Origin of the sequence: Streptomyces sp. NPDC058457, assembly GCF_042720695.1 — a bacterium.
In the GTDB taxonomy this organism is placed as follows: domain Bacteria; phylum Actinomycetota; class Actinomycetes; order Streptomycetales; family Streptomycetaceae; genus Streptomyces.
This window is the reverse complement of the sequence record NZ_JBHXLU010000103.1, coordinates 1-11,989: the sequence shown is the minus strand read 5'-3', so window position 1 is coordinate 11,989 and position 11,989 is coordinate 1. Positions and strand designations below refer to the sequence as shown.

At 72.6% G+C, this 11,989-nt stretch carries 9 protein-coding genes; all 9 read right to left on the bottom strand.

Annotated features, from left to right (window positions below; all coding sequences use genetic code 11):
• Window positions 1-15: 15 nt before the first annotated feature.
• On the bottom strand, window positions 16-240 hold the full coding sequence (locus ACFWPS_RS45765; protein ID WP_383717922.1) for an MbtH family protein: 225 nt from the start codon (window positions 238-240) through the stop codon (window positions 16-18).
• 365 nt (window positions 241-605) lie between these two features.
• Window positions 606-1,865, bottom strand: a complete 1,260-nt coding sequence (locus ACFWPS_RS45760; protein WP_383717920.1) for an ABC transporter permease — start codon at window positions 1,863-1,865, stop codon at window positions 606-608.
• Window positions 1,862-2,584: an ABC transporter ATP-binding protein gene (locus ACFWPS_RS45755; protein WP_383717973.1), complete on the bottom strand. Its 723-nt coding sequence runs from the start codon at window positions 2,582-2,584 to the stop codon at window positions 1,862-1,864. The genes ACFWPS_RS45760 and ACFWPS_RS45755 overlap by 4 nt, the downstream gene beginning before the upstream one ends.
• Window positions 2,584-3,942, bottom strand: coding sequence for a peptidoglycan-binding protein (locus ACFWPS_RS45750; protein ID WP_383717918.1), 1,359 nt, complete (start codon window positions 3,940-3,942; stop codon window positions 2,584-2,586). Before ACFWPS_RS45750 ends, ACFWPS_RS45755 begins: the two co-directional genes overlap by 1 nt.
• Window positions 3,939-4,517, bottom strand: coding sequence for a hypothetical protein (locus tag ACFWPS_RS45745; RefSeq protein WP_383717916.1), 579 nt, complete (start codon window positions 4,515-4,517; stop codon window positions 3,939-3,941). The genes ACFWPS_RS45750 and ACFWPS_RS45745 overlap by 4 nt, the downstream gene beginning before the upstream one ends.
• A 59-nt stretch (window positions 4,518-4,576) precedes the next feature.
• Complete coding sequence (locus ACFWPS_RS45740; protein ID WP_383717913.1) at window positions 4,577-4,777, bottom strand: ferredoxin; 201 nt, start codon at window positions 4,775-4,777, stop codon at window positions 4,577-4,579.
• A 23-nt stretch (window positions 4,778-4,800) separates the two neighbouring features.
• Window positions 4,801-5,976, bottom strand: a complete 1,176-nt coding sequence (locus tag ACFWPS_RS45735) for a cytochrome P450 (protein WP_383717908.1) — start codon at window positions 5,974-5,976, stop codon at window positions 4,801-4,803.
• A 138-nt stretch (window positions 5,977-6,114) separates the two neighbouring features.
• Entirely contained in the window at window positions 6,115-7,335 is a 1,221-nt protein-coding gene (locus ACFWPS_RS45730) for a cytochrome P450 (protein ID WP_383717905.1), read from the bottom strand.
• A gap of 55 nt (window positions 7,336-7,390) precedes the next feature.
• Window positions 7,391-11,989 (bottom strand): amino acid adenylation domain-containing protein, encoded by a 4,599-nt coding sequence (locus ACFWPS_RS45725; protein ID WP_383717902.1) that lies wholly within the window; start codon window positions 11,987-11,989, stop codon window positions 7,391-7,393.

Genomic DNA, 11,989 nt, shown 5'->3' with positions numbered 1-11,989 from the left:
ACATCGGACGGCCCGTCAGCCGGCCGCCTCGGTTTCCCTCATCGCGTCGATGAGGCTCTGCGGGCGCAGGTCCGTCCAGTTCTCCTTCACATAGGCGAGGCAGTCCTTGCGCGAGGCCTCTCCGAAAACGAGACGCCAACCGTCGGGAACTTCCGCGAACGAGGGCCAGAGCGAATGCTGACCCTCCTCGTTCATCAGCACGAGAAAGGTCCCGTTTTCGTCGTCGAACGGATTTGCCACGGCTACTCCCGAGAATTTGATTTCCACGGACAGGAGGGACGCTATCCGACCCCGCCGCGACCCGACAAGGCACACTGAATTCGAATAGTTTCATACGCCATGAATCATCTTTTTCGCCGGTGCCTGGCAGCCGAGAAAAACCGGAAAAACGCACGCGAGCCCCCCGGGGCGACCCGTGGTAGCCCACAGGTTCCCACGACGGACACCTTTCAGGACAGCGACGCCCAACCGGCCATCCTGCGCGCTTGGACAGCCGGGGTGCGGCCCCCCGTCGACGGGGGAGGCGACCGGGGGCCGCGGTCGGTGGCCGTCAAGGTGCCGACGGTCGGGGCCGGTTGATCGTCGGCCGGCCCCGGTGGACGCGTTCAGTTGGTCGCCAGTGCCTCCGTCGGGGGCAGCCGGGCGGCCCGCACGGCCGGATAGAAGCCGGCCAGGCCGCCGATGACGAGGGTGGCCCCGACCCCGCCGGCCATCGCCCACACCGGCACCACCGCGGACCAGCCCTGGTAGGCGGCGTAGCCGACGGTGACGCCGATGCCGAGCAGCACCCCGCCGACGCCGCCGAGTGCGGACAGCAGCAACGCCTCGGCGAAGAACTGGGTGCGGATCTGGCCGCGGGTGGCGCCGAGCGAGCGGCGCAGCCCGATCTCCGAGCGCCGCTCCAGCACCGAGATGACCATCGTGTTGGCCACCCCGACGCCGCCGACCAGCAGCGCGACCCCGCCGAGGCCGACCAGCAGGCCGCTCAGCGCCTTGTCCGTGGCGTGCTTGGCGGCGAGCGCGTCCGAGGGCCGCGAGACGTTCGCCTCGTTGGGGTTCTCCGGGTTCGCCGTCGCGCCCAGCACGGACTGGACGTTCTCGACCGCGTCGTCCTTCGCCCGGGTGTAGATGGTCGTCGGGTAGCCGTTGAAGTCCAGCAGCCGCTCCGCCACCGGCCAGCCGACCAACGCCGAGGTGTCCATGTCGGGCACGAGCTCGTTGGGCGCCATGATGCCGACCACGGTGAACCAGTGCTCGCCGAGCCAGACCTGCACATCCGCGCCGGCCCGGTGGACACCCAGCTGGGCCGCGGCCTGTGCGCCGAGGACCACGGCCGGGTAGCGGGCCGAGGCGGCGTTCAGCCAGCGACCGTCCACGATCTCCCCGCCGACGGCGCCGAGCAGGTCGTTCTTGGCGGCGCTGACGGTGAGCCCGCCGGACTGCACGGACGGGATCCGGTCGTTCTTGTAGACCTTGGCGTCCATGCTGCCGATCCCGGACGCGGACTTGACATCCGGGCGGGCCGCGATCATCTGCACGGATTCCTTGGGCAGATATGCCGTTCCGCCGGTCGCGGTGGTGCCGGGCGTGACGGTGAGCAGGTTGGTGCCGAGCGCCGCCAACTGCTTGTTGAGGTCGTTCGTCGACGAGGTGGAGATCCCCATCACGCCGATCATGGCGGCGATGCCGATCGCGATGCCCAGTGCGGACAGGAACACCCGCATGGGCCGCGAACGCAGACCCCAGCCGCCCACCCGGGCCACGTCGGCCGGGCTCATCCGGGCGGCCCGGGGCCGCGGCGGCGGGGGAAGTTCCGCCCAGGGCCGCGGGCGTTCGGCCGGCAGCTGCGCGTACGGGGCGGTCATCGCGCCACCCCCTCGGCGGTCAGCTCCGCGAGCGCCGACCCGGTCGTCGAGTCGTGCTCGATACGGCCGTCGCGCACCCGGACCTCGCGCGGCAGCGAGGCCGCGATGTCCCGGTCGTGGGTGATGACGACCACGGTCGTCCCGGCGCCGTGCAGTTCGTGCAGCAGCTCCATCACCACCGTGCCCGAGCGGGAGTCCAGGGCACCGGTCGGCTCGTCGGCCAGCAGCAGCGGAGGGTCGCCGACCACCGCCCGGGCGATCGCGACCCGCTGCTTCTCGCCGCCGGACAGCTGCTGCGGCTCGTGGAACAGCCGGTGCCCGAGACCCACCCGGCGCAGCGCCCGCTCGGCGACCTGCCGTCGCTCGCGGCGCGGCCGGCCGCTGTAGAGCAGCCCGTCCGCCACGCTGTCGAGCGCCGGGACCCCGGCGGCGAGGTGGAACTGCTGGAAGACGAAGCCGATGGTGCCGGCCCGCAGCGCCGACAGCTCGCGGTCGTTGAGCTCCGCGACCGCGTGGCCGTCGATCCGCACGGTCCCGGACGAGGGCCGGTCGAGCGTGCCCATGATGTTGAGCATCGTCGACTTGCCCGAGCCGGACGGGCCGACGACGGCGAGCATCTCGCCGCGGTGCACGACCAGGTCCGCCGAGGCCAGCGCCGTCACATCGCCGTACGACTTGGAGACCCCGGTCAGTTCGATCACCGGGTGGGCGACACCGATCACTTGGGAACCCCCACGACCGTGCCGGCGTCGATGCCTGCGCCGGTGACCTCGACCATGCCGTTGCCGAACATGCCCAGCCGGACCGGCTTGTAGGCGGTCGTCCCCCCTGTCACGACTTCCACCGCGTAGCCCCCGTCGGGCTCGGCGAACAGGGCGTTGACGGGCACCGCGAGGACGTTGGGGCGGGTCTCGGAGGCGAACTCGACGGTGACCGAGGCGACCTGGTAGTTGCCCAGCTTCTTCGGGTCCTTGATCGTCAGCTCGACCGGGACGGTCGCACTGGAGGAGTCCGCCGAGTCGGAGGACCCGGAGGACGAGGACGACGACGAGCCCGAGCTCCCGGACGACGAGCCGCCCGACGTCGTGGGCGTGCCGATCTTCGTGACCTCGGCCTGGACCTCGGTGTCGTCGGGCAGCGTGACGACCGCGGTGGCGCCCTTGCGCGCCAGGTTCTCGTACTGCACGTCGAGGTTGACGGAGATGACCCGCTCGGTTCCGGTCCAGGTCAGGACCGTGCCGCCGAGGGCCGAGCCGAGCGCCAGTTGCGCGTGGGCGACCCGCCGGGCACCCGAGGCCACCACGGCGTCGCCGACCTCGACCTCGCCGGTCTGCGAACGGCCCAGCTTCTTCTGCCACTTCTCGACGGCCGCCGCGGTGTTCGCGTCGTAGTCGTCGTCGACCGTGAAGCCCCGGTAGCCCAGCGCGTGCAGATTCCGCTCCAGCATCTTCACATCGCTGCCGGTGCTGCCGTCCTTGAGGGTCCGGTAGAGCGGCACCGATCCGTACAGCAGCGGCACCGACTGCTGGTCGACCTTGTAGACCGGGTCGCCGCGGCTGATGACGTCACCGTCGGAGGGCATCCAGGTGACGATCCCGCTGCCCGTGCCACCGCTCCCGCCGGACTGCGCCGACTGGCCGGTGCCCGAGGACGCCGCCGAAGCCGAGGCGCCGGACGCCGGCGCCTGGACCGTCTCGGTGTCCCCGTAGCCGAGGGTGCCGTCCACCGTCTGCGTGCTGGTCAGCGTGGTGCGTTTGACCGTGGTCGTCGCCGGCGGGCCGGACGGTGCCGCGGCCGCCGCCTTGGTCCCGCCGCCGCCCAGCACGCCGGTGGCGGCGGCGCCCACCACCCCGGCCACCACGATCGCGCAGGCCGTGACCAGCGCGACGCGCAGCCGGCGGCTACGGCGCCGGGTGTCCTCGGGCCGGTCGGCGCCCGTGCCCCCGCCGGTCGCGAGGAGAGCCGCCGCCGGCTCCGCCCCGCCGTCCGCCAGGAGAGCCGCCGTCGGCTCCGCCCCGCCGTCCGCCAGGAGGGGCTGCTCGGTATCTGCCCGGCGCTCCACCGTCCCGTCGGTCACTGGGACCCTCCGGCCTGCAGCATGATCTGGCCGCCCGGGAACTTGCTCTGGCAGGCCGCCGTCGCCTTGGCGAAGGTCGCGTCACCGGGGCTGGGGATGCCCGACGCGATCGGGTCGATGATCATCTGGGTGCCGGAGACCTTCGGGTCCTGGAACTTCGGCACCCCGTGCGAGCGCACGCACGCCGCCCACGCCGCGACCTTCTTCGAGTCGAGCGAGCCGCTGCTGCCACCCGGCGCGGCACCCCCGGTCAGGCCCTGCGGCAGCAGGGACTGGCACTTCTCCTCGGCCTTCTGGTACGTCTGCGAGGTGGTGTCAACCCCGGAGCCCGGTTCGATCATCACATGGCCCGAGCTGTCGCCCTTCGGGTCCGGATAGTTGGACACCCCGTTGCTGCGCATGCACTTCGCGTGGGCCAGCGCCCGCTGGTACCCGGTCAGCGACGCCGCGGTCGTGCTCGACGAGGCGGCGGTGTCCGAGTCCGAGGAGCAGCCCGCGAGCAGGATCCCGGCCGCCGCGGCGGACACGGCGACCAGAACGGGACCGGCCATCATGCGCTTGTATGTATTCGGCATGCCAGCTGTTCTACGCAGCCGGCGGTCACACGGGGGATACAGTCACGCGCGGGGCACCGTCACACGCGCGGGGCCAGCGAGATGGCGCCGGCCGGGCAGCGGCCGACCGCGTCCCGCACCGCCGCCAGCGCCTGCGGCGCGGGCTCGGGCGTCAGCACCACCACCGTCCCGTCCTCCTCGGACTGGTCGAACACCCCGGGCACGAACAGCGCGCACTGGCCCGCTGCCACACACCGCTCACGGTCGACGTGGATCTCCATCACAGCTCCTCGCTCCGGCCCGCTCACCACTGGACCGGCAGGGTCTCGATGCCGTGCTGCGGGGCAAGCAGCCGGAACCTCAGCTCGTCCGGCCCAGCCCCCAGCCGCAGCCCGGGAAAGCGCTCCAGCAGTCCGGAGAGGGCGATCCCCAGCTGCATCCGGGCCAGCGCCGCGCCCAGGCAGAAGTGGATGCCGTGCCCCAGCGCCAGGTGACGGCCGGGCTCCCGGGAGACGTCCAGGCCGTCGGCGGACTCGCCGGGCGGACGGGAGCGGTTCGCGGCGAACACCGAACACCCCACCGCCTCCCCGGCCTTGATCACCTCACCGCCGAGCGGAACGTCCACCAGCGCCGTGCGCGGCGACACCACCGGCACCACCGACACGTAGCGCAGCAGCTCCTCCACGGCGTGCGGCATCATCTCCGGCCGCTCCCGCAGCGCGGCCGCCTGCTCGGGATGGCGCAGCAGCGCGAGCACGGCCAGGCCCAGCATCTCGGAGGCGTTCTCCAGTTCACCGGCGATGACGGAGGCACAGATCCCCTCCAGCTCCTTGTCGGTGACGTCGGCGCCGTGCTCCCGGATCAGCGCGCCGAGCAGATCGTCGCCGGGGTCCCGGCGCTTGCGGGCGATCAGCCGCGCCATGTAGGCGTTGAACGCCTTCCGCGCGGCGGCCTGCCGCGGGCTGCGGGCGGCCGCGCGCACGTCGGCCATCCGGGACAGCTCGGGCAGGTCGTCGCGGGGCATGCCGAGCACGGCGCAGCCGACCAGCCCGCACACCGGGCGGGCGAAGTGCCGCATCAGGTCCGCCGGCCGGCCCGCCCGTTCCAGCACATCGAGGCGCTCGGCCACGATCCGCGCCACGGCCGGCTCCATCCGGCGGACCCTGCGCATCGTGAACACCGGCGCGAGCAGCTGCCGCAGCCGGGTGTGCTCCGGCGGGTCGTACATCAGCAGGTTCCCGGGGTCGGGCGGCGAGTTGGGCCGCCCGTGGTCGGCACGGCCGCGGCGCGGCCGGGTGGAGAACCGCTCGGCGTCGCCGAGCACCGCCCGCACCTCCTCGCCGCCGACCACGATCCAGTCGTAGACACCCGCTGCGCCGTCCCGGAACACCGGCGTCTCGACGCTCAGCCGGCCCAGCTCCGGCACCGGATCCAGCCCGTCCCGGCGCTTGTACACGGGCACGTCGTGGGAGTTCGCCATCGGTTCCCTCTCGTTCCCTTCCGTTTCGTCTCGTCCGGCTCGCGTGTACGGCCGTACGTACCGCCCGCGCCGCTGCCCGGTACGTACGGCCGTCCGCCCGCGCCGCTACCCGGTACGTACGGCCGTCCGCCCGCGCCGCTACCAGGTGACCGGCAGCACCTCGACGCTCCACGTGCCCAGGCGGGTCGGCCGGTAGCGCAGCCCGTCCTCCGGCACGCCCAGCCGCAGGCCGGGGAACCGCTCCAGCAGCAAGGTGAACGCGATCCGCAGCTCCAGCCGGGCCAGGGCCGCGGCGACGCAGTAGTGGATGCCGTGGCCGAACGCCATATGGGAGGTGTCCTCTCTCGTGATGTCCAGCCCCTCCCGGTCCTCCTCCCCCGGCGTCGGGCCGAAGTTGACGGTCATGAAGGAGCAGGACACCACCTGCCCCTCCTTGATCACCTCATCGCCCAGCGGCACGTCCTCCAGCGCCGTGCGCGGCGACGCGACCGGCACCACGGAGGTGTAGCGCAGCAGTTCCTCCACCGCGTGGTCCATCAGCTCCGGCCGCTCCCGCAGCGCGGCCAGCTGTTCGGGATGGCGCAGCAGCGCCAGGACGCCCATGCCGAGCATTCCCGCCATGTTCTCCAGGCCCGCGGCGATGATCGACGCACAGATCCCCACCAGTTCCTTGTCGGTGGCGTCCGCGCCGTGCTCCCGGATCAGCATGCTGAGCATGTCGTCGGCCTGGACGCGCCGCTTCTGCTGTACGAACCGCGCCATGTAGCCGTCGAAGGCGTTGGCCGCGGTGCGGCGTGCCTTCCAGTTGCCCTCCGTGCGACGGCTGACGTCGAGGGTCCGGGCCAGCTCCGCCTGGTCGTCACGGGGGACGCCCAGCAGGGCCCCGCCGACCAGGCCGGGGATCGGCCACGCGAAGTGCCGCATCAGGTCCACGGGCCGGCCTGCGCGCTCCATGACGTCGAGCCGGTCCGCCACGATCCGTTCTATGAGCGGCTCCATCCGCCGCATCCGGCGCACCGTGAACTCAGGGGTGAGCATTTTGCGGAGCCGGGTGTGTTCCGGCGGATCGTGCATCAGCGGGTTGCCGATCTGCACCACCCGCCGGGAGTCCTCGGCGCTCTCCGCGGGCGGCAGCGTGGAGAACCGCTCGGCGTCGCCGAGCACCGCCCGTACCTCCTCGCGCCCGGTGACGATCCAGTCCTGTTTCAGCTCCGAGGTGTCCGCAAGGACCGGCGCCTGTTCGCTGTAGCGCATCAATTCGGGTGGCGGGGCGAAGCCCTCCCGGTGATGGAGTTCGTAGAAATTGCCGGAGAACGATTCCGGGTCGGAATCCTGGAAGACATCGGCCGATTGCGACATTCACGTGTCCTTTCCCGTGTCCTTGAGGTCCTTGCGCCGCTCCGTCGCCGTGTACTCAGGCCGCTCCGCTCCCGTGTCCGCCCAGCCGCTCCGTGATCACCCGGCCGACGAGCGAGACGCTCGCCGGCTGCAGCATCTCCGTGTGCCGCACCTCGGCCTCGTGCACCTCGACCCGGCCCGTCACATAGGGCTCCCAGACCGCGGCCGCCCGCGCGACCGGCAGGTCCTCCGGCCGCTCCACAGTGGCCACGAACAGCAGCAGGTCCGAGGCGAGGCGGCGCGGGGTGTACTGCTGCGCCAGCCCGGCCAGGTGCCGCATGGTCTCCTCCATGTTCTGCAGGAACGGGCCGCCGCCGGGGACCTCCTCCGCCTCGGCGAGTTCGGCGCGGCCCTCCCGGTCCGCGTCGGCCGGGCCGCCGCCCCCGGTGACCCGGCCGCCCGCGTTGGGGTAGCCGTCCATCACCGCGAGCAGCGCGACCTGGTGGCCCCGCTCCTCCAGGCCGGTCGCGACCGCCTGGGCCAGCACCCCGCCGAGCGACCAGCCGAGCAGGTGGTAGGGGCCGTCGGGCTGCACCGAGCGGATCCGCTCGATGTAGTCGGCGACCAGCGCGTCCATGTCGGCGGGCGCCGCGTCGGGGTCGGACAGACCGCGCGCCTGGAGGCCGTACACCGGCAGGTCCTGCGGAAGATGCTGCAGCAGTGCGGCGTATCCCCAGCTCAGGCCGGTGCCGTGGTGGAGGCAGAAGAGTGGCGGCCGGGTGCCCGAGGCGCGCAGCGGCAGCAGTACGTCGAGGTCGTCCCGCTTCCGGGCCCGGCGCCGGGCGGCCGGCTCCGGGCGGCGGTCCGCCACCAGGACCGGCCCGGACGCGGTCCAGGCCGCGCGCCGACCGGTACGGAGCATACGGGCGCCCCCGCCCTCGAACGGATCGGCGACGAGGTGCCACGGCGACGCCCCGACCGGCTCCAGCCCCGTCACGTACAGGTCGCCCACGGCGCCCGCCGGCACCGGGCGCAGCAGGTCGTCCAGCAGGTGGGCGCGGAGCTCGCCGGGCCGCGCCGGCACCGCGATCCCGTCCCCGACCAGCGCGGCGATCCGTCCCGGTTCGGACGGCAGGATCCGGCTCGTCACCAACCCACGCCGCTCCGACTCGCCCAGCAGGATATCGATCTGACTGATCCTCAGTTCTGGTTCGGCGGCAGCCTGTTCGAGGACGCGCACCAGGCGGGCCGCGAACGCCTCCGCGGTCTCCCGGTCGAACAACTCCGTCGCGTAGGACAGCGTCCCGTCGAGACCACCCGAACTACCGTCGTCCCAGTGCCGGTCGGTGAGCCGGAGCGCCAGGTCAACCTCAACGGCCGCGGCCGCGACGTCGACAACCTCCGTGTCCAGACCCGGCAGTTCGGGCGTGTCCCACTTCTCCGCGGTGTCGTCCTGCACCTCCAGGAGGATCTGGAAGAGCGGGTGGGCGTCGCCCGGCCGCGCCGCGCCGAGCAGCTCCGCGAGCCGGTCGAACGGCACGTCCTGGTACTGGCCGGCCTCCTGGTCCGTCTCACGGACTCGGCCGAGCAGTTCCCTGAACGTGGGGTCGCCGGAGGCATCGGTGCGCAGCGCGACCCGCCCGGCGAACGGGCCCACCGCGCCCTCGAGATCGCCGTCGGCGTCGAGGCGCGGGACGGGGGCACCGATCGTCAGATCGGTGCCCGCACCCATCCGGGCGAGCAGCACGGCCAGCGCCGCGTGCACCACCATCGACGCGTTGGCGCGCAGCTGCCCGGCGGTCTCCATCAGCTTGCCGTGGGCCTCGGCGTCCAGGTTCAGCGGCACGGTGCCGGCCCGCCGGCGGGGCTGCCGCGGGCGCTCGCGGTCGGCCGGCAGCGGCGTACCCGCGGGAGCGTCCCCCAGCATGTCCCGCCAGTAGGCGACCTGCTCGCCGATCAGGGTCTTCGGGTCGCGCTCACCCTTGAGCAACTCCCGCTCCCAGACCGCGAAGTCGGCGAACTGCAGCGGCAGCGGCGCGCGCTCCGAGGCGCGGCCCTCACGGCGTGCCCCGTACGCCGCCGCGACGTCGCGGACGAGGAGGTCCTTCGACGCGTCGTCGGCGCCGATGCGGTGCAGGACGAGCAGCAGGACGTGGTCGGTCTCCGAGAGGGCGAACAGGACCGGCGCCCACGGGGTCTCGCGGGAGAGGTCGAAGCGGTGGGCGGCGTGCGCGGCGAGCAGCGCAGGCAGCTCCGCCTCGGTGGCGTCCATGACGGGCAGGGCGGGGCGGATCGCGGCGTCGCCCGCCTCCAGGATGCGCTGCCGCAGCTCGCCGGACGACGACTCGGCGAACACCGTCCGCAGGATGTCGTGGCGGCCCGCCACGTCCCCCAGCGCCTCCCGCAGCGCAGCACGGTCCAGCGGGCCGCCCAGGCGCAGCGCCAGGGCGGTCTGCAGGGCCTCGGTGCCGGGGTTCGCCGCGGCCTCGCGCCAGAGCGCCAGCTGACGGGCCGTCACCGGGACGTCGCCGTCGTGCTCGGCCGGGCGCACCGGCGGGCGCACCTTCGACCCGAGGATCCGCGCCACGCCGATCGGCGTCGCCTCGCCGAAGAAGCGTTGCATGTTCAGCTCGCCGCCGAGCTCCGAGCGGATCCGGCCGGCGAGGTGCATGGCCAGCGCGGAGTTGCCGCCGAGGTCGAAGAAGTTGTCGTCGGCGCCGACCTGGTCGAGGCCCAGCACCTCGGCGAACAGGTCGCACAGGATCTCCTCGACCTCACCCGCCGGCATCAGGTCGGACGCCCGCGCACTGAAGTCCGGGGCGGGGAGGGCGTCGCGGTCGAGCTTGCCGTTGGGGGTGAGGGGGAGCGTGTCGAGGACGACGACGGCGGACGGGACCATGTAGTCGGGCAGCCGGGTGGCGACGAACTCCCGAAGCGCGTCGGGATCCGCGTCGGGGCCGACGACGTATCCGGCCAGGCGGCCGTCGCGGACGGTGGCCACGGCCCGTTCCACGTCGGTGTGGGCGGCGAGGACGGCCTCGACCTCGCCGAGCTCCACCCGGAAGCCGCGGATCTTGACCTGCTCATCCGCACGCCCGACGAACTCCAGCTGCCCCTCGACGGTCCAGCGAGCCAGGTCCCCCGTGCGATACATCCGCTCACCCGACCCGAACGGGCAGGCCACAAACCGCTCCGCCGTCAGGTCGGGGCGACCGATGTATCCACGGGCCAGACCGGCACCGGCGACATACAGCTCGCCGGTCACGCCGACCGGGACGGGACGCAGGAACGCGTCCAGGACGTAGGTACGGACGTTGGGAAGCGGGCGGCCGATCTCGGGAGGCGCATCCTCACCGGTGATGCCCTCCTCCAGGAGGACAGCCGTACTGATGACGGTCGCCTCCGTCGGCCCGTAGGTGTTCCACAGACGGGCCGCAGCCCGCCACTTCGCGGCCAGGCCCGCTTCGAGACGCTCCGCACCCAGCACCCAGTTCGCAATACCGGGAACGGCCTCCGGCTCCAGCACCCCGAGGAGAGAAGGCACGACACTCGCCGTGTCCACACCGCTTGCCTCGATCATGTCCGCGAGCGCCGCCGTGTCCAGGCGTTCCGCCGCCGAGGCGATCGCCAGCGTGCCGCCGGCAGCCAGGGTCACGGCGACGTCCAGCACAGCCGCGTCGAAGCTGAAGGAAGCGAACTGCAACGACGTCACACCAGGGCCGGCCCCCAGTACCGGACGCATCGCGGATGCCAGGTTCGCCACCGAACCATGCGCCACCGCCACACCCTTCGGCCGCCCCGTCGACCCCGACGTGTAGATGACGTACGCCAACTGGTCCGCTTCCACACTCACATGCAGTGACTCGCCACCGGATCCCACCTCCAGATCCTTGAGCCGGACCACCTCGGCGCCCTCCGGAAGTCCTCCGGCAGTGTCGGCGGTCGCAAGGACGAGCCGCGCACCGCTGTCGGCGACCATGAACGCCAGCCGGTCCGCCGGATACTCCGGATCCAGCGGCACATACGCCCCGCCCGCCTTCCACACGGCAAGCTGAGCCACCACCATCTCGACCCCACGTGGCAGACACAGCCCCACCCGCGACTCACGCCCCACACCCCGCGCCACCAACCCCCGCGCCAGTGCGTCGGAGCGCTTGTCCACCTCGGCATAGGTCAGAGTGCGGCCCTCCGAGCGCAGCGCCACCGCGGCCGGAGCCTCGGCAGCCCGCCGCCGGAACCGCTCCAACACGGAGGCCGTGTCCACGTCCTGCACGGTCTCGTTCCACCGCTCGACGACGGTGGCGCGTTCCGAGGCGTCCAGCAGGTCGAGGTCGCTGAGCCGCAGCTGCGGATCGGCGGCCACCTGCTCCAGCACCCGGGCCAGGCGAGCGGCCAGACCACGCACCGTACCCTCGTCGAAAAGATCAGCCGCGTACAGGATCCCGCCACCCAGCCCGGCCGGCGCACCGTCCTCCGAACGCCGCTCGGCCAATGTCACGGAGAGGTCGAAGCGAGCCGGTGGGTCGGAGACCGGAGGGACGCCGTGGACATCCAGTCCGTCCAGCCCCCAGTCGGTGCGCGGCACGTTCTGGAGGGCGAGCATCACCTGGAACAGCGGGTTGCGGGAGGCGGAACGAGCCGGATTCAACTCATCGACCAACCGCTCGAACGGCAC

Coding starts and splice junctions, on each gene's coding strand:
- ACFWPS_RS45760 (WP_383717920.1), bottom strand. CDS start 1,865: ATGACCGCCCCGTACGCGCAGCTGCCGGCCGAACGCCCGCGGCCCTGG.
- ACFWPS_RS45745 (WP_383717916.1), bottom strand. CDS start 4,517: ATGCCGAATACATACAAGCGCATGATGGCCGGTCCCGTTCTGGTCGCC.
- ACFWPS_RS45740 (WP_383717913.1), bottom strand. CDS start 4,777: ATGGAGATCCACGTCGACCGTGAGCGGTGTGTGGCAGCGGGCCAGTGC.
- ACFWPS_RS45735 (WP_383717908.1), bottom strand. CDS start 5,976: ATGGCGAACTCCCACGACGTGCCCGTGTACAAGCGCCGGGACGGGCTG.
- ACFWPS_RS45730 (WP_383717905.1), bottom strand. CDS start 7,335: ATGTCGCAATCGGCCGATGTCTTCCAGGATTCCGACCCGGAATCGTTC.